The sequence below is a fragment of the Rhizobium sp. LjRoot30 genome (assembly GCF_964253915.1).
In the GTDB taxonomy this organism is placed as follows: domain Bacteria; phylum Pseudomonadota; class Alphaproteobacteria; order Rhizobiales; family Rhizobiaceae; genus Metarhizobium.
The window spans coordinates 1-1281 of sequence record NZ_CAXUSG020000051.1; the positions used below are offsets into that span (position 1 = coordinate 1).

General features: G+C 57.5%; 1 protein-coding gene. It reads left to right on the top strand.

Annotation, left to right across the window (positions count from 1 at the left end; genetic code table 11):
• Positions 1–84: 84 nt before the first annotated feature.
• A protein-coding gene (locus tag ACSQ3I_RS28095; RefSeq protein WP_436004474.1) for an IS3 family transposase occupies positions 85–1220 on the top strand; the annotation gives its coding sequence in 2 pieces (ribosomal slippage) (positions 85–349 and positions 349–1220; 1137 coding nt in all).
• The last annotated feature ends 61 nt before the right edge of the window (positions 1221–1281 follow it).

Sequence of the window (1281 nt, forward strand, 5' to 3'; positions counted from 1 at the left end):
AGAGGTGGCTCGGCAAATCTGAACAGTTGAGATAAGTGGCTTTCGGCTTTTGAACACGGCAGTATGCCGGGAACAGGAGCCATGATGACGAAACGACCCCGCCGCAACCACAGTCCCGCCTTTAAGGCAAAAGTCGCGCTCGCCGCGATCAGGGGCGAAAAGACAATGGTCGAGCTCGCCCAGCAGTTCGACGTGCATCCGAACCAGATCAAGCAATGGAAAGATCAACTGCTCGACGGCGCTGCCGATGTCTTCGATGACGGCCGCAAGGAGACCGCTGAGCCTGTTGTCGATGTCAAAAGCCTGCACGCCAAGATCGGTGAGTTGACGTTGGAGAACGATTTTTTAGCCGGCGCGCTCGGCAAGGCCGGACTGCTGAGCGGAAAACGATGATCGACCGGAGCCACAACCTGTCCGTCTCCCGCCAGGCTCGGATACTCGGCATTAGCCGTGGCAGCATCTATTATCTGCCGCAACCGGCCTCAGTTGTCGATCTGGCTCTCATGCGCCGGATTGACGAACTGCATCTGGACTATCCCTTCGCCGGTAGCCGGATGCTGCAGGGGCTTTTGATTGCCGAGGGCCATGACGTCGGTCGCCTGCATGTTCGAACTCTGATGCGGAAGATGGGCATCGAGGCGATCTATCGTCGCCCGAACACCTCCAAACCCGCACCGGGCCACAAGGTCTATCCCTACCTTCTCAGGAATCTCGCCATCACCCGCCCCAACCAGGTCTGGGCGATGGACATCAGCTACATACCGATGGCGCGAGGCTTTGTTTATCTCTGCGCGGTCGTCGACTGGTTCAGCCGTCGGGTTCTGTCATGGAAGCTGTCGATCACGCTGGAGACGGCGTTCTGCATCGAAGCGGTCGAGGAGGCGTTGTCGCGCTACGGCAAGCCGGAGATATTCAATACGGACCAGGGTAGCCAGTTCACGTCCCTCGACTTCATCAAGCTGTTGAAGGATGCCGAAATCAGCATCTCGATGGACGGAAAAGGAGCTTGGCGGGACAACGTCTTCGTGGAAAGGCTCTGGAGATCAATCAAATACGAGGAAGTTTACCTTCACGCCTACAAAACCGTGTCCGACGCCCGCCTCGGGATCGGCCGATATCTGGCCTTCTACAATAGCCGCCGCCCACATTCATCTCTTGACCGGAAAACGCCGGACCAGGTCTACCTCAACCAGCCGCAGACAATTCCCCTCGCGGCATAAACAGCGCCGGAAACCACTTACCAATCGGCAAAAAGCTGTTCAGACAAACCGAACCACCTCT